Consider the following 22654-nt stretch of genomic DNA (forward strand, 5'->3'; position numbering starts at 1 on the left):
AGTCGTGGAGAGGTCCAGCCTGGAAGGCTTCCGAGCTATCGAACAGCCCTATCTGAAGCACCCAACTCCGTCTAGGTGAATAACGAAACGCTAGAAGAGCAAAACGCCACGAAATGAGAGTACGTTACTACCCAACCGTGCCTGCGAGACGAGTTCGATTTGGCTATACAAACAAAAAAACGCCCTTTACTTCTTCCGAATAAAAATCGCATTACTTACCGCCCGCTCCCCCAGATGATCAAAGACTTTATTGTCCGAAGGCATATTCACTACGCCTTCGTGAGGCTGACCCGTAATAACCATCGTCGTAGAACCACCCCCATCCAGATTGACCGCACGTTCGCAGCGAAACTGTTTTAGTAAGTACGTCAGTTCGGGTAAAGACATCCCCGCCGCCTGGGCATTTCGCCCATCCACGGTGACCAGCAAAAGATGTTTTTCACGGGTAATGCAGGCCGCCGTACGGGGGTGACGGTTATCATTGAAGGCATTTTTTTTCAGCGGTACCGGCCGCCCTTCCCACAACAGTAAAGGACCGGTTACCATGACATTTGGGGCATTCAGTTTTTGATCCCAGCCATAGGCCCGCTCGTCGGGAGCCCGCTCAATACTTACCTTCCGTTTGCGAATGGTCAGAGCGGCCTGTTTATGTTCGATCAAGGGTTTATCGGCGGAATACGTGGTTGTATCCAGCACCTTTCCATCAATTTTGATCAGATCTTCTGACCCCGCTTGTTTCACGTTGAAAAACGTACCGTTCACGGCCGCGACAGCTCCCGCTTTTTTGGTCAGCGTACTGGTCTGCACCAGCTTACGCATCGAATCTCCAGGCGTATCGGCGGAAACCAGGCCGAAGACGACCCGTCGATTTTTCAGTTTGGTGTCCAATACATTGATGTTCTGATTGGACTGAAAAAGCTCTTTGTCTTTCAGATGTACGTGTTTCCAGGTCACTCCAGGGGCCACGTCCAGAAAATTCCAGGTGGCTTTCATCAACGCCAACGAGTCGTCAGTACTCGTTCGGCTTTGAGCAGAAGTAAAGCCTGCACAACTTATTAATAGGATACACAGATATTTCATAGCTATTTATTTTCACAAGACTTCTACGATAACCGCGTAAAAAGCGTACCTCCGCTAGAACGCTCCGGGGTAAAGCCTGGTTTAGTGTTTTTCAAACAAAAATCCCCGACTACTTAGGGTCAGGGATTTAGCTTCTTACTTCGTTCCGACGTAACGTTCGAAAAATTCATAAATCCGTAGCATCCGATCAATCCGCTGCCGAACGTTCCCGCTCCGGCTTAGCTCGTGCGTACCACCGGGCATGCGTACGTACTCGACTTCTTTGCCCATAATTTTCATGGATTTGTACATCATTTCCGATTGAATGACTCCCGTACGTAAATCGTTTTCACCGTGTTTGATTAACAATGGCGTCCGGATCTGATCGACGAACGTATAGGGCGAGTTGGCTTCCAGCACGCGGTCGGTTTTGTCCAGCCAGGGATACTGAAAATAGTTAGGTACCAGTCGCCAGGCATTGCCTTCCCCCAGAAAAGTGGTCAAATCATACACCCCCCGTTGCGAGAAGGCCGCTTTGAAGCGGTGATCATGCCCAACGATCCAGGCCGTCAGATAACCCGCATAACTACCGCCCGTAATCACCTGACGAGCCGTGTCAGCCCAGCTTTCTTTTGCCGCTTCAGTCGCCGCCCGCAGTACGTCCGAAGCCGGCCCGGTACCCCAGTCCTTGATGTTACCCCGCTGAAAGTCCAGTCCATACCCACCCGAACCACGCGGGTTGGCATACACTACGCCATAGCCCTGCGAGCAGAAATACTGAAATTCATGCCACATACTGGCCTCGCCCGGTCCCCACATCGCAGTCGGTCCGCCGTGCATATTCAGTAACAGCGGATATTTCTTACCGGCCTGTACGTTCGCGGGTTTCATAATCCAGTACTCCACCGTCTGGCCTTTTTCGTTCTGGAATGTCCGCTTTTCGGGCATACTCAGGGTTTTCTTCGCTACCCAGTCATTGAGAGAGGTAAAAGGTTTAGCCCCCTGAATGGCCGTTTTCAACTCGGCCAGCGTCAGATCCGAAGCCTTTCCTTTTTTAGCGGCTTTCGCCAGCGAAATCCAGTAGACCTCATTTGGAGCAGAAACCTGCGTTTTTACGAATACGAGTTTATCCGCTGATACGTCAAAATCCAGCATACCCGAATCGTAATCCGAAAGTTGTTCGACCTTTTGCGTCGCTACGTTCCAGCGGTACAGCGGTTGGCCCCCATTGGACTGGGCACTGAAATACAGACATTTGGAATCTTTCGACCAGGACAGGTTCGACACCGAGCGATCCAAATCAACCATTACCGGCTTTGCAGAGCCACCCGTAGTAAGTATCGTCAGCTTGGGGAAATTGACGCCTCGGAAGGACTCGTCAGCAGGGCAATTCGCTGTCCATCCCAGGAAGGCAGCGGAGCAAAGGCCCGCTGGTTTTCGGCCTGAAAAACGTCCTGCATCTGGCCGTTCTCCGGCGTCATCCGAATGACCTTGCTGGTTTGTTCGCGGTCGGGATGAGCGTTGGCTTGCTGACCCGTGGTTACGTACAGGAATTTACCGTCGGGACTCCAGGCAGAAGCCTGAAACGACTTAAAGCCCGTGGTCAGGACTTTCGGTGTGGCCCCTTCCTTCAATTCCAGCACGCAAATGTGACTAAAATTGAGTTCGGGCTGAGTCGTAGCTTCTCCCTGAAAATTGAGTCGGTTGATGACTTTCGCTTTTTTATCCACTACATCCTGATTGAGGAAAGCCCGAATTTCAGCCAGTGAGCCATCCGGATTGGGTTTTACTTTCGAATCACTTTTCAAAAAGGCATTGTCTTTGAAGCCCGGCTTTTCAAACGACCATTCGGGTATCGCTTTAGATGGGTTGAACAGACTATCTTTCAGTAATTCCGTCAAACTTAATCCTACCGAAAAAACGATTTTTGATCCATCGTGAGACAAAATCGGGTTTCCAATACCGTATTTCCAGTCGGTTAGCTGGCGGGGTTCCCCTCCTTCCAGGGAAAGTTGAAATAATTGCGATTTTCCTTTGACCGGACGCGTAAATAGCAAGGTTTTAGCATCCTTCCAGAGAGCCCGGCTCACGCTTTCTTCACCCTGCGTCAGCTGGCGGGACGGGTTTTGGAAATCCGTCAGCCAGAGGTGCGTCCGGTAGATGTATTCCCATTTCTTTTCAGCATCCGGTTCGGTAGTTTGCACGGCGTATACTGCCCGTTTGCCATCGGGCGAAAGACTTACCGACGAAGCCGATTTAATACGGGTCAGGTCAGTAACGGTAATTTTTTCATTTTGTGCCCACAGGAAAAAGGGCATACAGAGCAGTACCAATAGTATTCTCATACAAACGGGAATAAAGTGAACAGACGAATTTGCCAAAATTAGTGAAGAATACCCCAGAATGTAAAGGGCCTTTGCAGGTGTAGATGAGTGGCAAAGTGCGTACTTCGAAAGGCGGAATTCTGGCTACTTGTGGGTTGATTGTACCAAAGCCTTAAAACTAAAAAACAGCTCCGCAAGACAGAACTGTTTTTTTCCCTTAACCAAAACTTTGTAAAAATTCTACGGCCCAAAATTAAAAAACCTATCCCTCCCATAAAATCCCACATATTGGGGGGTTTCTTGCAAAATTTGCGTGTTTTACCTTTGTTTTTGCACGAAACGTGCCCTTCAGCCATGATTAAAGTCTTTTTTCTGTGTCTTGCCTGCTTTTGGGCCTGCTTCGGATTTGGTCAATCCAATTCGGTTTTTCTGGACCAGTATTCGCTGGAAGAAGGGCTTTCTCAAAGTGGTGTCAACTGTATACTGAAAGATCAGCGGGGCTACATCTGGCTGGGTACCCAAAATGGTCTTAATCGTTTCGACGGGCATCAGTTTGTTACCTACCAGCATCAGCCGTTTCAAGTCAATAGTCTGTCGAATGAATTCATTCTGTCGCTTTGCGAAGATCGGCGGGGACAGCTCTGGGTAGGTACGCGTCAGGGTCTCAATCGCTTTGACCGGGTAAATGGTATCATTACTCGATATGGTACTTCTTATAAACTTACCGTTCAGACGCTCCTCGAAGACCGCGATGGCTCGCTCTGGATTGGCACGCCCGATGGCCTGTTTCGGATGGCCAGCACGGCCAGCCCTAAGCTCGACTTTCAGAAGTTAGTACGTTCTTCGGATTACCTGCTCAAAGACCGCGTCATTTATACGCTCTTTCAGGATGCTCAGGGTTTTCTCTGGGCCGGAACCAATCAGGGTTTATACCGCATCAGTCCCATCGAGAAGGGCATCCGGCGGGTCATTCCCTGGTCGTTGCCGCATACGCCAGTGTACAGTATCGTTCAGGATTCGCAGCATCGCCTCTGGATTGGTTCTGAAGCAGGATTGCATCAGCTTACCACCCAAAAGCCCGGTCCCGCCCTACTGTTTCGACCTACAAAGCAACCCATACTGGCTCTGCTGGCGAGTCATGAATCCGTTTTGTGGGTATCCGTACGGAATGAAGGTATTTATCGGTATGACCTGCACAACTCCACCCTGCCGCTTCTTTCTCACTGGACGGGAAATGCTAAAAAAGGGCTGCAAAGCAACGTAATTTCCTCGCTATACCAGGGACCCGACCCCAAAGAAGACGTCATCTGGCTGGGTACACGCGATGCAGGCATCCAGGTTTTTAGCCATGCCAAAAATAGTTTTCAGCACTGGGAAGACCTGATTACACCACCGGGTTCTTCGCAATTATTCTTTTCGCTATACACCGACCGTCATAATAACCTCTGGGCCGGTACGTATCGGGGCTTATTCTGTATCAATCGGAATACCCTGGAAAGTCAGCAGTTTAGTGAGAAACTGCTGGGTGAGCGGATTCACACCATTCTGGAAGATTACAAGGGTACGCTTTGGGTAGGCAGTAGTAAAGGCCTCTACTACTGGAATGGACGTCAATTTGTCAGCGATCCGGCTCACCGGGAGTTTCCGATGGTTAGTAAACTCTACGAGGACCAGCACCATCAGTTATGGATTGGTACGGGAAAAGCCCTGTACAAGCGTAGTACGACTGGCCAGCTCACGCGGTTTGATTTTAGTTCCAAAGGGCCTGGTTCAACCATTGAGGCCATTCAGGAAATGCCCGACGGTACGCTTTGGGTAGGAACGTCGGGAGGACTCAACCGGATCGATACCAACGGCCGCATTACCTCCTATTATAACCAGACCGACGACCCGGAAAGTCTGCTGAGCAACGAAATTTACGATTTGCACCGCGATCGCAAGGGACAACTCTGGATTGCCAGTAGCAAAGGCCTTAGCCGGCTATTTTTCAGGGATGGTCACCCCCACTTTGAACACTTTACGGAGCAGGAAGGCCTGGCCAATCACGTGGTGTATGGGATGCTGGAAGATGAAGAAGGTCGCTTCTGGATGAGTACCAACCGGGGTCTTTCCCGCTTCGATCCCCGCACGCAAACGTTCCGAAACTACACCAGCCGGGATGGCTTGATGGCGAATGAATTCAACAACGGGGCTTTTCACCGCAGTGCTGACGGAACGTTTTTCTTCGGGGGTATTGGGTTACTCGTCAGCTTTAATCCGCAGGAACTTACCGAAAGTCGCTTTACGCCTCCGGTCGTACTGACGTCGTTTCGCAAATTTGAAAAGCTCTTTGCCTTCGACAGCCTGCTTGCTCATGACCATCAGCTGACGATTCAGGCCAAGGAGAACTTTTTTTCCTTCGTGTACAATACACTCGACTACAGCAGTCCGCAGAAAAATCAGTATGCCTATCTGCTGGAAGGATTTCATACCAACTGGAATTTCAGCGGTACTCGTCGCTACATCAGTTTTTCCAACCTGAGTCCAGGGAAATATACACTTAAGGTAAAAGCTTCCAACGCCGACGGCCTCTGGAACGATTCCCAAATGTTACAGATTCCGATTGTCGTGGTGCCGCCCTTCTGGCAACGATGGTGGTTCTACGCCATTTGCCTGCTTGTGGTAGGTGGCACGGCACGGCTCATCTATGGTTACCGGGTTCGGAAGCAGGTGGCCCACTTACTGGAGCTGGAAAAAGTTAAACTGACCGAGAACGAACGCGTCCGCAAGCTTGCTGCCCAGGATTTACACGATGAATTCGGGAATACCATTACCCGTATTTCGATGCTTACCGAAATCATTAAAGCCCGGCTACCGGAGCCTTCGTCGGAGGTGCTGCCGCTGCTTACCAAGATTAGCGATAATGCCAACCGGATGTATCAGGGAACAAAAGATTTCATCTGGGCCATTAATCCTGATCATGATAATCTTTACGAAATCGCCATTCGACTCAAGGATTTCGGTGATGACGTACTTGATAAAACCGGCATCCGATTTGACATCAGCGGTTTAGAAGAGTCTTTACGTAATTACGTCTTACCGATGGGGATGAGTCGCCACCTGATCTTTCTGTTCAAGGAAGCCATCAGCAACACCCTCAAACACGCTCAGGCTACGCAAACGTTCCTGGCTTTTGAACGACAGGGCGAAGAGGCCACCATTCGCTGGATCGACAACGGACAGGGATTTGACGCCAGTAAACGACGCAAGGGTAACGGACTGCTTAATATGGAAAGCCGGGCTCGTAAGTTTGAGGGCCTGGTGACAATTGAAAGTGTTCCGTCTCAGGGTACCGTTGTCAGCGTCCGTATTCGTTTACCTCAGAAAAAGTATACTGAGTCTACATAAATCCCTGTTTTTTTCTTACTCATGCAACGCCTATCAACCAAAATGTGTCTTTATTGTACTTTTAAAAGCCATGAATCTAGTTTTGTCTGCTCCTGAAATAATAAATGTCTGTATTGTCGAAGACGATTCGGTCATACGTGAAGGTTTTGCCCTACTCATTGACGGCACTTCAGGTTTTCACATTGTCAATACCTATGCTTCCTGTGAAGAAGCCCTCCCTCACCTGAATCAGGATGCTCCCGATGTTGTTTTGATGGACATTGAATTACCGGGCATGAACGGTATTGAAGGCATTAGCCGAATTAAGAAAGCACGGCCCCAGACCAATATCATTGTCATTACTGTTTACGAAAACGACGACCTGGTATTCAAAGCTTTGTGTGCCGGTGCAGGTGGCTATCTGACGAAAAACATGCCCCCCAATCGCTTGCTGGAAGCCATTCAGGAGATTCAGAACGGCGGGGCTCCGATGAGCACCAATGTTGCCCGTATGGTGGTGCAATCCTTTCAGAAAAACCGGAATTCGCCCCTTACTTCGCGGGAAACCGAAGTGCTTGAGCTGTTAGCCAAAGGCAAAAGCTACTCTACGATTGCTGACGAACTCTTTGTGGATAAAGAAACCATTCGTACGCACATCAAGAATATTTACTGGAAGCTGGAAGTACACTCTAAAGCCGAAGCCATCGAAAAGGCAACCAAAGAACGACTGATCTAGAAATTTCCTTCCAAGGATAGATTACTAACAAAACTCCCGAAAAATCGGGAAGGTTTTTGTTAGTAATCGTTTAAGCCCTCAGGAACCTAGCCTACGCATGATCAGCCGCTGAACGCCTTCAAAGAAAAGTCGGGGTTTCAGAGTACGCCAGTTGGGAATTTCCTCCAGCGTGCCGCCGTAATTGATGTAATAGTCTAAGTGGTATTTTGTGAATTCATCTTCCACAAAATCCCGGAAGTTCAGAGCAGTAATCCAGCCGTCCCCTATTTCTTCAAACCATTCGGCGTAATAGTCATCGTCGGTACTCCCGTGAAAATTGAACACATTTTCACCAATCAAAATGAACTTGCTGATTCCCTGCGATATCTGCTGGTCAATCACATTACGTTTAAAATGCATGATGTCATTGTGGAGCGTATCGTTCCATTCGCCCAGCAATTCAATGATCGTAAAATTCAGATCATAATCTGCGTACAGGATTTTGCAGTATAAAGTTTCGGAACCGATGTCATCCCAGTTAGGATGTATGTAATAATCATATACGGTATTTTCGTACTGCTGATAATTGTACTCCCGTTCAAAAAAGGGAGACTGCGGATCTTCGGCGGCGATGTAATATTTCTCCCAGCCGTAAAAAGGTTCTATATCCTGCATGGCTTTCGTCGTCTTTACTTTTCAATGGGTTTTCGTCATGGTCTCAGGTACTACTAAAATAAAATGTGCCAGTTCGGGCTTGGCTTGCGTGGGTGCGGCCAGGTTGGCTTCTTCTACCGTAGCGATCGTTACGATGCGTAAATCCGGATTCGCTTTTTTAAGATACCAGTAAATGCCTTCGAAATTCTGACTGTGGTAACTGCCGTTGAAATGCAGAAAAGTTTGCCCCTTCTTCCAGTTTTTCAGAATGAAGTGAGCCATCGTCGCATCCTTGATCGCCTGAGCCTTGGCCATATTTTCGGCAGCTGCGGAACCGGCTGAGCTATGCATACCGCCCATTTTCAGCATATCGGCGTAACCCGGCAGGGTTAAATCAACGGTGACAGGCAAGGGAGCAATGGCCTGCTGAGCTTCAGGACCGAGACGGTTTAACTCCTCCAGTCCCTTTTTGGCCACAATACTGGCATAACGCCGGGGAATGTTAGTAGCTACGAAGGGAATGGATTCGCTCTGGGCAAAATCCACCAGCGGTTTATAGTCCGTCCGGAAATTAGGCCAAACCTTGGCTTCGGCTTCGAGTTGCTGCATGGTTATCTTTTTCTGTCCGTACTCGGTCAGTACCAGCTGATTGTCGGCTTCAAACATTTCAGCTCCCAGAACGAGTTGCTGCTTTTTGCGTTCATACAAGTCTTTAGTCAGTTCGAGTTGTAGCCAGTGACTGATGGGATTGTTATGCAGTTCACCAAACAGGATGACATCCGCATTAGCCGCCTGCTGAAGCAGGGCCTCGTAGCTCGAAGGCTTTAAGTGCTGATTGTAAATAAGATACGCTGGTTTATCAGTAAAAGCTCCCGCTAGTATACCGACAAGAATCAGAAACAGGCTTCGCATGAGAGAAAGCAACAGTGCTTAAAATGAAAAGGTAGGGAGCATTTGCTTCCGGTGAAAATTTTACTTCTGCCGATCCAGCGTAAAACAAACTTCGCTGGGTTTCATTCCAATCTTGGGATAATAGGTAACGGCTTTCGGGGCGGCCAGCAAAATCAGGGTGGTCATGGGCCCAGCTACTTCGTGTGTCAGTTCTACCAATCGACGGCCAATCCCCTGGTGCTGGTACGCTTCATCCACAGCCAGATCGGCCAGGTACGTACAGAAACTGAAGTCACTCAGGGCCCGTGATACGCCCACCAATTGGCCTCCATCCCAGGCGGTGACTAGAATATTGGCCCCATCCAGCATGCGTTGCATTCGTTCAGTATCGGCAACGGGTCGGCGTTCGCCCAATGTTGAGCGGGTCAGCAGGTCGATAAACGTTTCAGCGGAAATTTTTTTTCTGTGTTGTACTCAATCATGGCGTAATTGGATGTTTATTTCGTTTCACAGGCGGTTGAACTAACCCAATCGGGTAACCGTTGCGGTAAAAATTTCTTTACTTTTTTATGGAAACTTCTCCCCTTATTTCTTCCCAGCGTCTTGCATCTGCCTATACTTATTCCGCTTACCGGCAACTGATCGATGAATTACTGACTGAAGGTAAAACTACGGGACCCAAACAGTCGGAAATGCTAACCAGGTTTACACAGCTCAATGTACAACGGATGCAGCGGCTGGACAAGACCACCGTTCTGATGCCCGAAATTCTGGCGGCCATTGGGACTAATCCTAAGGTTTACTACTGGCTCATCATTACGGAGGGCTGGTGCGGCGATGCAGCCCAGATCGTTCCCGTACTCGAACGGATTGCCGAAGCTTCGCAGGGCAAAATCCAGACCCGGTACGTGCTACGGGATACCAACCTGGATTTGATTGACGCTCACTTGACCAAAGGTGGCCGGGCCATTCCAAAACTGGTTATTCTCGAAGCCGACACACTCGAAGAAGTAGCTGAATGGGGTCCCCGGCCCACTCCTGCCCAGGATTTATACTGGTCGCTCAAGGAAGCTAATGTGCCCTTCGATGAACTCAGTACGCAACTGCATACCTGGTACGCCAAAGATAAAACGCTCTCGACGCAGGCCGAACTGTTTGAGATCTTGAAACGGCTCTCGTAACTTACTCAAAATCAATCATTGAAAATCGTTGTCAGTGATTGATTTTTTGTTTCTTTCAGTCGGTACTACCCAAATTTCCGTACATACCCGAGAGCAGTCAGCCAGGAAAAGTCCTGAAGGGTACGGGCTTCTTTTTCAGTCGCTTGTAGTAAAAGCTACGGTCGGCTTTCGTATTAAAAACATTTTTTCATGGTGGGAATCCGGGTGTATCGTTATAATTTTGACGAAAACGCTAGCCCGGCTGACCATTGAAGGGCGAGGTTAAACTATGATACGTTGGAGCGGTAAGCGACTGATTGTCAATATTTTACTATTCGGTATTTTTCTACTTGCGGCCTATTACCTCTGGTTTCCACCCATTTGGGCTTGTCAAACCGTACGCTTCCGTGGTTTTTCTAAAATTGCCCCTGCCGTATACGCCAGCGATCAGATCAATACGCAGCGTCGTGATTCGTTGCTTCATTTTATTGGTCAGGCTCGTAAACGGGTCAGTGGATTCTGGGGAGAGCAGCGGGGTGAGGCCACCATTATTTTCTGCTCCAATCGGGAAGAATATCAGAAATTCTGTTTGCTCTACGAAGGGGCGGGCTGTAGCCTCGGTACACCCACGGGTTCCTGGATTGTACTCAATCCGGACGGCTTAAACGTGGATGTGATTGCTCACGAAATGTGCCACGACGAATTATTTGCTCGTTTAGGCTGGATGAAAGCCAAATCTTCCCTGCCCCAGTGGTTCGACGAAGGCGTTGCTCTCATGGTTGACTATCGCTATTCTGATCCTGATTTAAGCCGTCGTTATAACGGCTATGTTCAGGAATGGGACATTCTCACCAATCACGGAAAAACGGCTCCGCATCTTCAAGATATTGTGACCTTGAATGGTTTTTTTGGTACACACCGGGGCCAGGCTGATGCTAACCGAACGGCCCAATCGTACGTTACTTCTGGAAAAGAAGTATCGCGATGGTTAGGACTGGTTGGCCAAGCGGGCCTACAACGACTGGTTCAACAAGTACGGGATGGCTATGAATTTGATGGAGCCTACCGGGAAATTGAACAATACCATCGCCCAAAACTTTAGTCCTGCTCTGGGGTTATAGTACCGAATGCCTTCCCTAGCGTACGGCTTAAAGCATCTGTTTCATGAAAATTGCTCTTAATGGCCGTCCGCTGACGGAACAGACCAGACCTGCCATTCAGGCTTTATTGGGTGAACTGGCCCGCCGGGGAGCGGAGGTTCAGATTCACGAAGACTATCGCCAGAACATTCAGGATGCGGCCATCAATCATCCATTTACGGCAACCTATCAAAATCGTCAAGATCTATTTGACGCGGATTTTGTCTTTAGTATTGGTGGCGACGGTACGTTGCTTGAAACGGTCACCCACGTCGGTGAACGTACCTTACCCATCGTTGGCGTCAATACGGGCCGGCTGGGTTTCTTAGCGACTATCAATCCCGACGAAATTACCCAGACGCTGGATTGGCTGGAAAACGGGAAATTTTCGATCGACGAACGCGTACTCTTGCACGTTGAAAATGATCGGGACGTATTTGAAGGTACTAATTTCGGCCTGAACGATTTTGTCGTTACGAAAACAGACCGCTCATCGATGATTGTGGTGCATACTTGGCTCGATGGAGAATTTCTTAATTCGTACTGGGCCGACGGGCTGGTTATTTCCACGCCTACGGGCTCGACGGGTTATTGCCTCAGCGTAGGTGGACCCGTAGTGTTACCGCGTACGAACAATTTCATCATTGCTCCGATTAGCCCGCACAACTTGAATGTTCGACCCATCGTAGTCAACGATGGCAGTCGGATTGAGGTTACGGTAGAAAGCCGTAGTAAAAGTTGCTTAATTTCCTTAGACTCTCGATCCAAAGTAGTGGATGATTCCGTACGTTATTGCGTCAGAAGAGAGCGTTTTAGTGCTCATCTAGTCAAAGTGAAAGGAGACACCTTCCTGGAAACACTGCGTAGTAAACTAAACTGGGGCTTAGATATCCGTAATTAATCCTTCCAACTCACCCTATCATTACCGAAAGTATTCGATCCCACAACATACCAATTTTTGCTACCTGTCGTTAGACGAATACCTTTGATGATTCATATATGACCTTCATATGAGAAAAAGACTTTTATTGATCAGTACACTCTATTTGTTGGGCCTAGGTTACTCTCACGCTCAACTCAGACTTAGTAAGAATTACGCTAGAGCCCGTAAACCTCAATTTGAACCCTATTCCAGTGTAGCTTTTGGCATTGGCACTTCTACTTATTTCGGTGAGCTTGCTCCGCTTAAAGATCCTATCAATACCGTCTTTGGTATGATGCGTTGGAACATAACGGGCAACTATACGCGTCATTTTACGCCCCGCTTTAGTGGTAGAGCCGCGTTGACGTTAGCCCGTATATCCGGTGATGATTATAAGTTCAATGGCCGACCTCAGTTCGATAATAACTTTCTTCGTAATGCTCACTTCAGAAATGATCTAAAAGAACTTTCAGTTACCGCTATTTACAATATCATTCCTGAAGGGCGGAATGCTTTTGATCGGCCCTCGATTGTTCCATATATATTTGGTGGGCTTGCGATCATTGCTCATAATCCAAAAGCCCGTACGCCTGAATCGCTAGGGAATGAATGGGTAAAACTCCAACCCCTAGGAACGGAAGGTCAAGGTCGTCCGGGTTATAGTAAACCCTATTCCCTTGTGTCTGGAGCTATTCCCATTGGTTTAGGCTTTCGTTTTAGATATAAGCGAAATTGGGATATTTCCGCCGAAGCTGGCTTTCGATTCTCTTTCACTGATTACTTGGACGACGTAGGGGGATTTTATCCTACGGATCCTTCTATTTTTGCTGGAGACGAAGTAGCTTTGGCCATGAGTAATCGTAGCCTAGAACCAACGGCAAGCCGTAAAGGCGGTGATCGTACGGCAGGTATTCAACGGATATTAAGTGCTCAGGGAATAGATCCAAATACCCCGGTTAATTACATTGATGGTCATTACCCAGGACAACAACGCGGCGGTGGTAATAAGGATTATTATTTCCTGACTGCCATTCACATTAATTATATCCTGACGCCCAAAATTAAATGTCCTCCCTTACGTTAGCAGTGTTGTATATAGCGATATATTAATCGATGGGTTCGTGCTTTACCACACGAACCCTTTTCACATATGCTCCAGCGATCTATTCTTTTCTTCTTCCTGTGGATGTCAGTATTCGGTTGGGCTCAGGCTCAGAAAATTGAATTCGGAGCTGGCTTGGGTATGATGCATTACAAAGGAGACATCTCTCCCAACCTACATCTCAAGTTTGCCCGTCCCGGAGGAAATCTCTTCTTTCGTTATAATGCCTCTAAAGCTCTTTCCGGTCGCGTTTCTTTCACTGCTGGACGAATTTTTGCCAGTGACTTCGAAAGCTCCGACCCTTTTCAGCGGTCCAGAGGTATTATCTTCGGCACACGGATCATGGAAGCCGGAGCGGATATTCAGTATAATTTCTTGAACTTCGACTATACGCGTAAGCGGCCCCGTAACTGGTCCCCCTACGTTTTTGGCGGTCTGGCTTTCTATAATTTCCAGCCCGATCAGCCAGCTACGGAATCATATAAAAAGTCGGGCTTAGCTATCCCCTTCGGAGCCGGTATTAAGTGGCAGATCAAAGGCCCCTGGAGCTTGGGTTTTGAGTTTGGAACCCGTAAGACCTGGTCGGATTATCTAGACAATTATAACGTATCCGGACCAACAGTTCCCAAAGAATTACAGTCCGATCCGACGCGAAAAGACATGTATTACTATACGTCTATTTCCGTGAGTTATACAATCCTTCGGGTGATCTGTCCCTAATCCTGGTAAACCGAACGAAAACTGCCACGAAATACTTACTTTTGCACGATCGTTCAGAACCGGTAAGGTTTCGAACCTTATCGGTTTTTCGTATTAGAGGATGAAGGAAACTATTCATACAGGCAATCTCCCCCGCCACATCGCCGTTATTATGGACGGAAACGGACGTTGGGCCAAACAAAAAGGTATGTTAAGCCGGATTTTCGGCCACCGTCACGCCATTAAAGCTGTAGAGGAAGTCGTGGAAGGCTGTGCTGAGCTAGGCATTGAGTACCTGACGCTCTATACATTTTCCACGGAAAACTGGGACCGTCCCCAGGAAGAAGTAGATGCTTTAATGGAACTGCTCGTACAGGCCATAGCTGACCAAACCCCCAAACTGCTGAAAAATAATATTCGCTTGTTAACCATTGGTGATACCGAAAGTCTGCCTGCACGTTGCCAACGAGATTTAAAGCTGGCCATGGATCGTACCCAGCACAATACGGGTCTTTCGCTTGTGCTTGCGTTGAGTTATAGTGGCAAGTGGGACATCATGCAGGGCTTACGAAAACTCGTTGATGCAACCCAACGTGGAGAATTTGCATCTGGGGAGTTAACCGAGGAACACCTGAGTAAAGCCTTGGCTACCAGTGGTATGCCTGACGTAGATTTAATGATCCGTACCGGCGGTGATCACCGCATCAGTAACTTTTTACTGTGGCAGTTAGCCTATGCCGAACTTCATTTTACGGATACCTTCTGGCCCGATTTCCGCCGGGAGCATCTGGACAAGGCTCTCAAAGATTATCAGAACCGTGAACGTCGTTTTGGAAAGACCAGCGAACAATTAAAAGCCTAACTATTCCCTAAAATTTCTGTTTCCCGGAACTACTGACTGGAAAAGCATATTACTTTGAAAGACAGTCACTTCCGCTTCAGAAATATTGTCATTAACCCAATGAGAAAGGTTTTCCCTCTCCTCCTGATTTTCCTGCCATTTCTTTCCTTTAGCCAGGCCCGCGTGGGTTTAGGCGGCCAGCCGGCATCGCCTCAGCAACCCGCTGCTAGCCAGGAAATTGATTATACGCAGCCGAAAGAATACATCATCAAAGGAATCACGACTAGTGGAACCAAATTCTACGACGCAGCTTCGCTGATTTCTATCTCCGGATTGGGCGTTGGCGATAAAATCCAGATTCCTGGTATTGCGATCTCGGGAGCCATTAAAAAATTGATGGATCAGGGTATTTTGGAAGACGTAGAAGTAACGGCGACCAAAATTGAAGGTGAAAACATCTGGCTGGACATTTTCATGCGGGAACGTTCCCGCTTGTATAAAATCACCTTTACGGGAGTTCGTAAAGGCGAAAGAGATGCTCTCAATGACAAGGTGAAACTGATTAAGGGAAAAATTATCAATGAAGCCCTGATCAAAAACACCCAGGCTACGATTAAAAAACATTATGTTGAAAAAGGCTTTCTGAATGTGGATGTGAAAGTCCGTCAGGTATCAGACACCGCCCGGGGCAATAATGCGGCCCTGAACGTAGCCATTGCCAAAGGGCCTAAAATCAAGATTCACGAACTGGAGCTGGATGGTCGGGAGCAATTGTCCGAGGCTACTGTTCGGAATAAGATGAAGGGTACCAAGCAAATGCGTTTTGGCCGGGTATTCACGCCGTCCAAGTACATTCCGAAGAAATTTGAAGAGGACAAGGGTAAGGTCATCGACTTTTATAACAAAAAAGGGTATCGCGACGCCCGTATCGTAGTCGATTCTGTGTACTCCCATGATCACAAAACGGTTGACGTATATGTGAAACTGGAAGAAGGTAAGCGATACTATTTCCGTAATATTTCCTGGCAGGGTAACTACCTGCACTCCGATTCTTTACTGACGGAATTGCTGGGTCTCAAGAAAGGTGACGTATATAATCCGGAAGAACTGCAGAAACGCTTACAGGGAAGCCCCGGTTATGACGTTTCTTCGCTGTACATGGACGCCGGTTATCTGTATTTTCGGGCCGATCCCGAAGAGACGGCGATTGAAGGTGACTCAATTGACATCAACTTCAATATTTTCGAAGGCAAACAGTTTACCATCAACAAAATCATCCTGAACGGAAATACCAAGACTTCTGATCACGTCGTACTGCGGGAAATCCTGACGCTACCCGGCCAGAAGTTCTCGAAAACGGCCGTTGTGAGTACGCAGCAGGAATTGGCCCGTCTGGGTTATTTTGATGCGGAAAAAATCGGTATTAACCCGATTCCCCGGAACGACTACACCGTAGATATTGAGTATACCGTTGAAGAAAAGGCTTCGGATCAGATTGAGCTTTCCGGGGGTTGGGGTGGTTACATTGGCTTTGTCGGTACATTAGGGGTTGTGTTTAACAACTTCTCGGCCCGTAACATCACGAACCTGAAAGCCTGGCGTCCGCTGCCGGCGGGGGATGGTCAGAAGCTGGCCGTTCGTTTTCAGGCCAATGGTAGACAGTTCCAGAACTATTCGCTGTCATTTACAGAGCCCTGGCTGGGTGGTAAAAAACCCAATGCTTTTTCCTTCAATATCAACCGTCAGATCTACCGTATTTTCGATTATAGCGGTAACATGTACGGAAACTATTACGGCGGTTACGGCGGTGGTTATGGCGGCGGTTACGGTGGTGGTGGACCACTGGGACAGGAACGTGGTTATTTCAATACGACCGGTGCCTCGATCAGTTTAGGTAAACGTCTGCGTCGTCCTGATAACCGTTTTGGCCTGAACATGGCTCTCTCGTACATGCGTTACGAGTTCAACAATTACCCAATCCTGATTCAGAACTTTAGCTCGGGGAATGCCAACAACATTTCCTTGATTACAACGCTGACCCGTTACGATCTGGATAACCCGCAGTATACCCGGAGGGGTTCGTCGCTGTCGCTTTCTGCCACGCTGACGCCTCCCTACTCCCTGTTCAGACCCGACAGCTGGAATCCGACAGAAGCACAGGAGAAATACCGATTCCTGGAGTACCACAAATGGATGTTTGATTTGTCGTGGTTCGTTCCCATTACCGGTAAACTGGTTTTCCATACGCGGGCTCACATGGGCTTCCTGGGTAGCTATAACTCCAAACTGGGAATCATTCCAATGGAGCGTTTCGTATTGGGCGGCTCGGGTCTTTCCGGACAAGGTCAGTTTGCCATTGCTCAGGACATCATTGGTCTGCGTGGGTATGATGATCGAAACGTACGCTATGACCCTACCCGCCGTTACGAAGGAAATGGTGGCGTCGTATACAATAAATACGTGATGGAACTTCGTTATCCGATTTCATTGAACCCTTCCGCTACGGTATTCGTACTGGGCTTCCTCGAAGGGGGTAATAACTGGGATAGTTATAAGTACTTTAATCCCTTTGACATTAAACGTTCGGCGGGTATCGGTGCACGTATTTTCATGCCTGCGTTTGGGATGATTGGTATTGATTACGGTTATGGTTTCGACCGGAACGTCGGTCCGAACGGTACGCAGGAAGCGGGTAAAGGTCAATTCCACTTTACCATTGGTCAGCAAATTCGCTAGTTGTCTTTAAGCTTATTTAGTCCGCCACTGCTGAATTATAGTATTGTTAAATCCATTAACTCGTGAGAAGCAGCTTATTTTTCCTATTTTTGGCGTTCGTATTGCAGGCGAGTCCTGCCTGGGCCCAGCGATTTGGATATATTGACTCCGAGTACATTGTTAGCAAAATGCCCGAGTTTCAGAAAGTGAACAGCGAAATGGACCGCTGGACGCAGGTACGAACCAAGGAAATTGCTGACAAACACGCGGAAATTGATAAGCTCGAACGTCTGTACAAATCGGAAGAGCCCTTGCTTACCGAGCCTATGAAGCAGCAGCGTCGGGGAGAAATCGAACGAAAAGAAAACGAAATCAAAGAATTAAATAACAAGGTTTTTGGTTATAATGGACAGTACCATCAAAGACGAAAAGACGTACTCAAACCCATCATGGATGAGCTCAGCCGGGCCGTTGAAAAAGTAGCCCGGCAAAAACAACTTCGCATGATTCTGGACAAATCCTCCGAAGGCCTGGCCATGATCTATACGGACCCCCGGGATGATTACTCGGATTACGTACTCGAAGAATTGGGCATAGATCCGAAAGCGAACCCCAATCAAACAAACACACCAACGCAAAACACAAAGACCAAGCAGTAAAACCAATGAAAAAACAAATTTTTGCCGTTCTGACCGCCGCTGCCCTAGCCTTCGTAGGATTAAACGCGAATGCCCAGTCAGCCCTCAAAATTGGCTATACCGATATTGATGTTCTGTTAGCGGGTCACCCCAAATCAAAGGCTGTAGAAGCTGAACTGCAAACTCGGAGTACGCAATACCAAAACCAAATGCAGAGTCTGCAAAAAGATCTGCAGGATAAATACACCTCTTACCAGAAAGCAGAACCTACGATGTCGGATGTAATCAAAGCCGACAAACAGAAAGAGCTGCAAGGTATTCAGGAACGTCTGCAAACGCTGCAACAGAATGCTCAGACTGAATTAGGTCAAAAGCAACAACAACTGCTCCAGCCCCTGCTGACGGATATTGACAACGCTATCAAAGCCGTTGCTAAAGAGAACAATTACACGTTCATCCTGAGCAGCTCGGTTAGTACGCAATTGAACCCAATCGTACTGTACGCCGATCCTGCTACGGAAGTAACGGATTTAGTATTCAAGAAAATGGGTGTTGATCCCGAGGCTCTGAAAAAGGCAGCCGCTGCTCAGCCTGCTGCTGCACAACCTGCCGGACAAGGTGCCCCTAAAACGCCCGTGAAGAAGCCCTAATTTGCTTACTGATTGCATAAAAAAAGACCAGACTTTTTCGAGTCTGGTCTTTTTTTATGCAATCAGTAGCAAAGAAACTGAGTTCCTGTAAGCTATGGCGTATAGGCCTTATTATCTCTAAACAGCTTACGTAGACTTTTTTGTACTTCCCATCCGTATCCAGTTCATCACCTTGCCTCCTCTTCGACTTTAAAGGCTGTCTCACACAAAAGCCTCCGGTGTTTGTACCAGAGGCTTTTGTGGTTAAATCTACACTTTTATACTTCCGAGGACGAATCCCGCAGTACATCATTTTTTACCGCAGGTTGGTTCTCATCCGGTGTCCTCTCTTCTTCAAAGAACTTAGATTGGAAAATCAGGATGCAGACAACTCCCAGAAAAATGGAAGCATCGGCAATGTTAAAAACCGGACTCGTATAATAGGTACCGCCCCATACGGGAATCCATTCGGGTAGATAACCCTCCCAGGGATTTAAAAGAACCATGTCGATCACCTGTCCGTGGAACCAGGGCGAAGGAGCATCATAAGGAGCGTTCCCTAGCAGTACGCCATAAAAGGTTGAATCGATCACATTACCGATGGCTCCACCCAAAATGGCAGCAATGCACCATAACAGACCATCCGGAGCATTTCGACGGGCCAGTCGGGTCAGGTACCAGGCAATTACAGCCATGGCAACCAGACGGAATAGCGTGAGAATCAGCTTGCCATAGGGATGGTCCAGCTGCATACCGAAGGCCATACCCGGATTCAAAACGTAATGGATACTCAGCCACTTTCCGATCAGGGGAATGTCTTCCCCCAGATACATATTCTTGTATACGAGGTATTTAACAGTCTGATCCAGAACAATAACAAAGAATGTTAGCAAAAAAAACTTCAGAGGATTCTTCATTCAGGTAATCATTAGCAACCCACAAAGAAATGAGTTAATCGGGTAAGTCGTTCCTATCTAACGTACAAAATTCAGAAGTGTTTGTACGAAACGGGCAGCTTTTATACGAAAAGCCCCCATTCGAGTTGAATGAGGGCTAATTTCAGGCTTGTTGAGCCGTTTTTTTTGATTTACATAACTGCTGTCGAACAGCCCGCTTTCGGCGGCGGGCTTCCTTCTTAAGCAGGGTAAATTCCCGGCTGGCTTGTCCAGCTACCGAGGTATTTTCTTCAGCCCGGCGGAACAAATAAGGCATCACGGCCTCAACGGGCCCGTAAGGCACATATTTGGCTACATTGTAACCGCTATGAGCTAAGTTAAAACTAATGTTGTCACTCATTCCCAGCAATTGGGCGAACCAGATGTGAGCATCATTCACGGGAATACCGGCCTCTTTCATTTTCTCAGCCATGAGTAGGCAAGAGTATTCATTATGCGTGCCCAGGCAGATGGAGATTACATTTCTATTTTCCAGGAAATATAGAACGGCCTGGTTATAGGCCTGATCGGTTGCTTCTTTCGTGGCATGAATCGGATCAGCGTATTCCATTTCGTGGGCCCGCTGGCGTTCTTTTTCCATGTAGGCTCCGCGTACCAGTTTCACGCCCAGCTCATATCCTTTGGCTACAGCCGTTTCCGTGGCCTGAACCAAATTAGCATAGCTTTCCACGCGGTACATCTGATACGTGTTCCAGACGATGCATTCCTTCCGGTTGTACCGCTCCATCATCTCGTAGGTCAGTCGATCGATCGTATCCTGAATCCAGGTTTCCTCGGCATCGACAAAAATCCGAACGTGATGCTCATAAGCCGCCTTGCAAAGAAGATCCATCCGTTCGCGTACCCGGGCAAATGCCGCCGTCTCGGTTTCGTTCAGCCCTTGCGTCGACTGAGCTTTTTCCAACAGTTCGGTACTGGCAATACCCGTGACTTTAAATACAGAGAAGGGAATAGCTGGCATCTGGGCGGCCTTTTCAATCGTCCGCAGAATTTCCTTTACCGTTTCGTCGAATGATTGCTCAGAATCCTCTCCTTCCACGGAGTAATCAAGAATTGTTCCAATGTGGGCCTTATCCAACTGCTGGATGGTGTGCGTACAGCCTTCAATCGTTTCGCCCCCGCAGAAATGCTCAAAAATTGTGTTTTTAATAGCTCCTTTAATGGGAAATTTGAGCATTAAAAACAATTTGATAAAAAAGGTACCTATCTTTACGAGCCAGTTTCGATTCATGGCCGCAAAAATGAAATAGGTTTTCTTGAGTTGCCAGTCGGATTGATTAGCAAAAGCTACCGAGGTGTCATCAAAAGAAAGTTTGGTTTCGCGAGTCTGTTGATGAATCGGAGCTTTCAAAATGTCCATTTTGGGCATGGAAGTGAACCGTGTTAGTGTAAAAGTTGTGAATATAGCGGGCAGGTTCAGGTTGAGTACTCCAGCAATCTAAGTAAGCCAATCGGCAAGAAATATTTTTGTCGAAAAGCGGCTACAAAGGTAAGGGGAAACGCTCTTCAATTTTACAAGTCAGTGCTGATTTTTTTAATAAATATGGTTATCTTTGAAATGTTAACATTCTGATTTTAAGTTTGTTACTACAATCGAAGTACCAGAAGATTTTGCCTAAACGTTACTCTTCATCATAATAAACTGCTCCCCGGCTTTTTGAACAAATAAACGCTTACTAATTAACGATTTACAAGATGAGTGCGACGCTGGACATTGTGCCTTTGCAGGATTGGATCAACACCAACGGAAAGCCCTTGATGATTGCGGGTCCCTGTAGTGCAGAAACAGAAGAACAGGTTTGGGAAACGGTAACCCAAATCGCCAAAGAGGGCTATGCCCACGTTATTCGGGCTGGGGTTTGGAAACCACGTACCCGTCCGGGTTCCTTTGAAGGTATGGGAGAGGCTGCTTTGCCCTGGCTGGCGGCCGCAAAGAAAGAAACGGGTCTGCCCCTGGCTATTGAAGTGGCGAGTCCCGAGCACATTGAACTGGCTCTGAAATATAACGTAGATATTCTATGGATTGGGGCCCGTACGACGGTGAACCCCTTTAACGTACAGGACATTGCCGACGCTCTGAAAGGCGTGGACATTCCGGTATTGGTGAAAAACCCGGTAAACCCTGATCTGGCTCTCTGGATCGGAGCTCTGGAACGTCTTCAGAACTCAGGTCTGAAGAAGCTGGCGGCTATCCACCGTGGTTTCTCGAACATGCAGGAGACGAAATACCGTAACTCACCCATGTGGCAGGTAGCCCTGGAACTCAAACGCCAGTTGCCGAACTTACCCATCATTGGTGATCCGAGCCACATGGCCGGTAAACGTCAATACCTGGCTGAGCTGACCCAGCGTTTCCTGGATCTAAACTACGACGGTCTGATCATTGAGTCACACCGTAACCCGGCGGAAGCGTGGTCGGATGCTTCGCAACAACTGACGCCGGCCGCTCTGGGCGAAATGCTCCGTAGCCTTCAGGTACGTCAGTCAGATGTTAGCGATTCAGAGTACCACAGCCACATGGATGAACTCCGTGCGAAAGTAGACAACATTGACCGCGAATTGCTGGAAGTACTGGCTACGCGTATGGCCATTGTTGAGAAAATGGGTGAGTACAAACGTGACAACGGTGTAACGATTTTCCAAATCGATCGCTGGAAGCAAGTGCACGCTTCACGGGCTGAAATGGGTAAAAAACTGGGTCTGTATACGGATTTAGTAGAAGATCTCTACCGCCTCATCCACGAAGCTTCGATCCGTAAGCAGACGGAAGTAATTAACTCGGTTTCTCAGGCATAAGCTGAGAATACTTATAGAAAAAAGAGGTCGCTGTACAGCGACCTCTTT

The 22654-nt window shown here is 47.9% G+C and carries 20 protein-coding genes; 12 read left to right on the forward strand and 8 right to left on the reverse strand.

What is annotated here, in order from left to right; genetic code table 11:
• Positions 1–186 precede the first annotated feature (186 nt).
• The 3 genes from BWI93_RS18395 to BWI93_RS29690 all read right to left on the reverse strand — a co-directional run bounded on the left by BWI93_RS18395 (position 187) and on the right by BWI93_RS29690 (position 3404).
• Positions 187–993 carry a phosphodiester glycosidase family protein gene (locus tag BWI93_RS18395; protein WP_176454269.1) on the reverse strand — a complete coding sequence of 269 codons (807 nt, stop codon included), beginning with the start codon at positions 991–993 and terminating at the stop codon, positions 187–189.
• A 222-nt stretch (positions 994–1215) separates the two neighbouring features.
• A complete protein-coding gene (locus BWI93_RS29685) occupies positions 1216–2367 on the reverse strand; it encodes a prolyl oligopeptidase family serine peptidase (protein WP_369679181.1) in 1152 nt (383 codons plus the stop codon).
• A 35-nt stretch (positions 2368–2402) separates the two neighbouring features.
• Positions 2403–3404: a TolB family protein gene (locus BWI93_RS29690; protein WP_369679182.1), complete on the reverse strand. Its 1002-nt coding sequence runs from the start codon at positions 3402–3404 to the stop codon at positions 2403–2405.
• Positions 3405–3737: 333 nt separating this feature from the next.
• Between BWI93_RS29690 and BWI93_RS18405 the strand changes: the two genes are divergently transcribed.
• Together BWI93_RS18405 and BWI93_RS18410 are read left to right on the forward strand one after the other, a co-directional pair.
• A complete protein-coding gene (locus tag BWI93_RS18405) occupies positions 3738–6770 on the forward strand; it encodes a two-component regulator propeller domain-containing protein (protein ID WP_094813957.1) in 3033 nt (1010 codons plus the stop codon).
• A 70-nt stretch (positions 6771–6840) separates the two neighbouring features.
• Positions 6841–7485: a response regulator transcription factor gene (locus BWI93_RS18410; RefSeq protein ID WP_094813959.1), complete on the forward strand. Its 645-nt coding sequence runs from the start codon at positions 6841–6843 to the stop codon at positions 7483–7485.
• A 78-nt stretch (positions 7486–7563) separates the two neighbouring features.
• Here the strand turns inward: BWI93_RS18410 and BWI93_RS18415 are convergent, their stop codons facing one another.
• The 3 genes from BWI93_RS18415 to BWI93_RS18425 are packed head-to-tail and all read right to left on the reverse strand — an operon-like array spanning position 7564 to position 9465.
• Positions 7564–8139 (reverse strand): hypothetical protein, encoded by a 576-nt coding sequence (locus BWI93_RS18415; protein WP_094813961.1) that lies wholly within the window; start codon positions 8137–8139, stop codon positions 7564–7566.
• A gap of 21 nt (positions 8140–8160) precedes the next feature.
• Positions 8161–9030, reverse strand: coding sequence for a ChaN family lipoprotein (locus BWI93_RS18420; RefSeq protein WP_094813963.1), 870 nt, complete (start codon positions 9028–9030; stop codon positions 8161–8163).
• A 60-nt stretch (positions 9031–9090) separates the two neighbouring features.
• Positions 9091–9465 carry a GNAT family N-acetyltransferase gene (locus tag BWI93_RS18425; RefSeq protein WP_369679183.1) on the reverse strand — a complete coding sequence of 125 codons (375 nt, stop codon included), beginning with the start codon at positions 9463–9465 and terminating at the stop codon, positions 9091–9093.
• A gap of 113 nt (positions 9466–9578) precedes the next feature.
• On the opposite strand from BWI93_RS18425, the gene BWI93_RS18430 reads away from it, so the two are divergent.
• The 9 genes from BWI93_RS18430 to BWI93_RS18475 all read left to right on the forward strand — a co-directional run bounded on the left by BWI93_RS18430 (position 9579) and on the right by BWI93_RS18475 (position 18875).
• Positions 9579–10190 (forward strand): thioredoxin family protein, encoded by a 612-nt coding sequence (locus tag BWI93_RS18430; RefSeq protein WP_094813965.1) that lies wholly within the window; start codon positions 9579–9581, stop codon positions 10188–10190.
• Positions 10191–10458: 268 nt separating this feature from the next.
• Positions 10459–11271, forward strand: coding sequence for a hypothetical protein (locus BWI93_RS18440; RefSeq protein ID WP_094813969.1), 813 nt, complete (start codon positions 10459–10461; stop codon positions 11269–11271).
• Positions 11272–11333: 62 nt separating this feature from the next.
• A complete protein-coding gene (locus tag BWI93_RS18445) occupies positions 11334–12209 on the forward strand; it encodes an NAD kinase (protein WP_094813971.1) in 876 nt (291 codons plus the stop codon).
• Between the two features lie 109 nt (positions 12210–12318).
• On the forward strand, positions 12319–13314 hold the full coding sequence (locus BWI93_RS18450) for a hypothetical protein (protein WP_176454270.1): 996 nt from the start codon (positions 12319–12321) through the stop codon (positions 13312–13314).
• Positions 13315–13380: 66 nt separating this feature from the next.
• A complete protein-coding gene (locus BWI93_RS18455) occupies positions 13381–14052 on the forward strand; it encodes a DUF6089 family protein (protein ID WP_094813973.1) in 672 nt (223 codons plus the stop codon).
• Between the two features lie 100 nt (positions 14053–14152).
• On the forward strand, positions 14153–14893 hold the full coding sequence (locus BWI93_RS18460) for an isoprenyl transferase (RefSeq protein WP_094813975.1): 741 nt from the start codon (positions 14153–14155) through the stop codon (positions 14891–14893).
• A 99-nt stretch (positions 14894–14992) separates the two neighbouring features.
• Positions 14993–17608 (forward strand): outer membrane protein assembly factor BamA, encoded by a 2616-nt coding sequence (bamA, locus tag BWI93_RS18465; RefSeq protein WP_094813977.1) that lies wholly within the window; start codon positions 14993–14995, stop codon positions 17606–17608.
• A gap of 62 nt (positions 17609–17670) precedes the next feature.
• Entirely contained in the window at positions 17671–18246 is a 576-nt protein-coding gene (locus BWI93_RS18470) for an OmpH family outer membrane protein (protein WP_094813979.1), read from the forward strand.
• A gap of 5 nt (positions 18247–18251) precedes the next feature.
• Positions 18252–18875 carry an OmpH family outer membrane protein gene (locus tag BWI93_RS18475; RefSeq protein WP_094813981.1) on the forward strand — a complete coding sequence of 208 codons (624 nt, stop codon included), beginning with the start codon at positions 18252–18254 and terminating at the stop codon, positions 18873–18875.
• A gap of 257 nt (positions 18876–19132) precedes the next feature.
• Here BWI93_RS18475 and BWI93_RS18480 read toward each other — a convergent pair whose 3' ends face one another.
• The gene (locus BWI93_RS18480) at positions 19133–19771 is read right to left on the reverse strand and encodes a lipoprotein signal peptidase (RefSeq protein WP_176454271.1); all 639 of its coding nucleotides are present in this window, start codon (positions 19769–19771) and stop codon (positions 19133–19135) included.
• Between the two features lie 142 nt (positions 19772–19913).
• The gene (locus tag BWI93_RS18485) at positions 19914–21179 is read right to left on the reverse strand and encodes a proline dehydrogenase family protein (protein ID WP_255157948.1); all 1266 of its coding nucleotides are present in this window, start codon (positions 21177–21179) and stop codon (positions 19914–19916) included.
• A gap of 326 nt (positions 21180–21505) precedes the next feature.
• Between BWI93_RS18485 and BWI93_RS18490 the strand changes: the two genes are divergently transcribed.
• Positions 21506–22606: a chorismate mutase gene (locus BWI93_RS18490; protein ID WP_094813983.1), complete on the forward strand. Its 1101-nt coding sequence runs from the start codon at positions 21506–21508 to the stop codon at positions 22604–22606.
• Positions 22607–22654: the final 48 nt, after the last annotated feature.

Origin of the sequence: Siphonobacter sp. BAB-5385, assembly GCF_002261125.1 — a bacterium.
Lineage (GTDB): Bacteria > Bacteroidota > Bacteroidia > Cytophagales > Spirosomataceae > Siphonobacter.

Bases quoted from the DNA above. Each gene is read 5' to 3' on its own strand.
- BWI93_RS18460 (WP_094813975.1), top strand. From the start codon at position 14,153: ATGAAGGAAACTATTCATACAGGCAATCTCCCCCGCCACATCGCCGTT.
- BWI93_RS18485 (WP_255157948.1), bottom strand. From the start codon at position 21,179: ATGCCCAAAATGGACATTTTGAAAGCTCCGATTCATCAACAGACTCGC.
- BWI93_RS18405 (WP_094813957.1), top strand. From the start codon at position 3,738: ATGATTAAAGTCTTTTTTCTGTGTCTTGCCTGCTTTTGGGCCTGCTTC.
- BWI93_RS18430 (WP_094813965.1), top strand. From the start codon at position 9,579: ATGGAAACTTCTCCCCTTATTTCTTCCCAGCGTCTTGCATCTGCCTAT.
- BWI93_RS18490 (WP_094813983.1), top strand. From the start codon at position 21,506: ATGAGTGCGACGCTGGACATTGTGCCTTTGCAGGATTGGATCAACACC.
- BWI93_RS18445 (WP_094813971.1), top strand. From the start codon at position 11,334: ATGAAAATTGCTCTTAATGGCCGTCCGCTGACGGAACAGACCAGACCT.
- BWI93_RS18415 (WP_094813961.1), bottom strand. From the start codon at position 8,139: ATGCAGGATATAGAACCTTTTTACGGCTGGGAGAAATATTACATCGCC.
- BWI93_RS18450 (WP_176454270.1), top strand. From the start codon at position 12,319: ATGAGAAAAAGACTTTTATTGATCAGTACACTCTATTTGTTGGGCCTA.
- BWI93_RS18480 (WP_176454271.1), bottom strand. From the start codon at position 19,771: ATGAAGAATCCTCTGAAGTTTTTTTTGCTAACATTCTTTGTTATTGTT.
- BWI93_RS18475 (WP_094813981.1), top strand. From the start codon at position 18,252: ATGAAAAAACAAATTTTTGCCGTTCTGACCGCCGCTGCCCTAGCCTTC.
- BWI93_RS18440 (WP_094813969.1), top strand. From the start codon at position 10,459: ATGATACGTTGGAGCGGTAAGCGACTGATTGTCAATATTTTACTATTC.
- bamA (WP_094813977.1), top strand. From the start codon at position 14,993: ATGAGAAAGGTTTTCCCTCTCCTCCTGATTTTCCTGCCATTTCTTTCC.
- BWI93_RS18420 (WP_094813963.1), bottom strand. From the start codon at position 9,030: ATGCGAAGCCTGTTTCTGATTCTTGTCGGTATACTAGCGGGAGCTTTT.
- BWI93_RS18455 (WP_094813973.1), top strand. From the start codon at position 13,381: ATGCTCCAGCGATCTATTCTTTTCTTCTTCCTGTGGATGTCAGTATTC.
- BWI93_RS29690 (WP_369679182.1), bottom strand. From the start codon at position 3,404: ATGAGAATACTATTGGTACTGCTCTGTATGCCCTTTTTCCTGTGGGCA.
- BWI93_RS18395 (WP_176454269.1), bottom strand. From the start codon at position 993: ATGAAAGCCACCTGGAATTTTCTGGACGTGGCCCCTGGAGTGACCTGG.
- BWI93_RS29685 (WP_369679181.1), bottom strand. From the start codon at position 2,367: ATGGTTGATTTGGATCGCTCGGTGTCGAACCTGTCCTGGTCGAAAGAT.
- BWI93_RS18410 (WP_094813959.1), top strand. From the start codon at position 6,841: ATGAATCTAGTTTTGTCTGCTCCTGAAATAATAAATGTCTGTATTGTC.